Source organism: Gilliamella sp. B3817 (genome assembly GCF_026536705.1).
Classification (GTDB): domain Bacteria; phylum Pseudomonadota; class Gammaproteobacteria; order Enterobacterales; family Orbaceae; genus Gilliamella; species Gilliamella apicola_I.
This window is the reverse complement of record NZ_JAFNNV010000024.1, coordinates 1-1,082: the sequence shown is the minus strand read 5'-3', so window position 1 is coordinate 1,082 and position 1,082 is coordinate 1. Positions and strand designations below refer to the sequence as shown.

Here is a 1,082-nt window from a genome sequence, read left to right as displayed (position 1 = left end):
CCACCCAATATCTGTAAGGGGACATCTTGATACCAGGCTCGGTGCTGTGTTTGGCGGTCAAAGATGACATCCACTAATTTTATATAGGGCTAACGTTCATCATTAACTTTGAGCTGAATAAAATAATGATTAAGCTTGTGATAGAGATCAAAAAATAGATGAAAGTCCCCAATCTATTGATCGGGGAAAAAATTAAATTAATTTCTCATTGTTAAGCAATACAATGATATTTTCTTTTCCTAGCTCTGAGCGTAAAAGATCTGCTATTTCTGATGTATTCATTTCCGGAAAGGATTTATCATTTACCGATACCATAAAATATGATCTAGCACCTTCTAAACCAAATTCTTCAGCAATTAATAACTTACTTTCTAGAGAATATCTTTTCTGATTATCACTAATAAACTCTAATTGTTTTCGTTCTAAAATTGGTGAAGCCAAATAAATAATATATGATTTATCAAAAATATCTTTATAATCTGATTTAACCTTACTAATTTTTTTATTTAATAACTCTGCATCTAATGTTGTATAGCATGTTATATCTATTGCCATAATATTTATCTCACTTAATTCTAGTTATATTTCCTGATTTATCTATAACAATTATTTTATCCAATCCTTTAATCTCCCATTTAGAAAACTGTTCTTCAAGAGCATCTACCGTCACTTTAGAATCAGATATATTAATAACTACATTGTTTGTTTGCCCCTTAAGCACTTTATCTTCAACGCCAGCCCAAATATTCCTAACATTATTTGAACTTGGAGCATAGTTATCAAATATTTCACCATTAATTTTGTAATCTGGGTTTTTTATTCCTGATGTAATGGGATTCTGTTCCACATGATAACCATTCTTTGAAAGAATTTGAGCACTTTCATTTTCTCTTATAATTGAACGTATATTTTCAGAAGTACTTGAAAGTGGTATTTCAGTTGGTTTGCCGGTTAAAGATCCTCTCTCTCCCTTTTCAACAACATTATTCCAATTAACCTCATCTAATTCAACCGTTACCGTTTCAATTTTATGATGTACTTTCGCTCTGACTTCAGTGCCAGTTATTTTGATACGGGCGTAT

Annotated in this window: 1 protein-coding gene and 1 pseudogene; both read right to left on the bottom strand. The window is 31.1% G+C overall.

Annotated elements, in window-relative coordinates; all coding sequences use genetic code 11:
- Nucleotides 1–192 precede the first annotated feature (192 nt).
- The gene (locus J3U36_RS11335; RefSeq protein WP_267360336.1) at nt 193–555 is read right to left on the bottom strand and encodes a hypothetical protein; all 363 of its coding nucleotides are present in this window, start codon (nt 553–555) and stop codon (nt 193–195) included.
- Nucleotides 556–565: 10 nt separating this feature from the next.
- Nucleotides 566–1,082: pseudogene (locus tag J3U36_RS11330) on the bottom strand (hypothetical protein); the annotation flags it as partial.

Bases quoted from the DNA above. Each gene is read 5' to 3' on its own strand.
- J3U36_RS11335 (WP_267360336.1), bottom strand. From the start codon at position 555: ATGGCAATAGATATAACATGCTATACAACATTAGATGCAGAGTTATTA.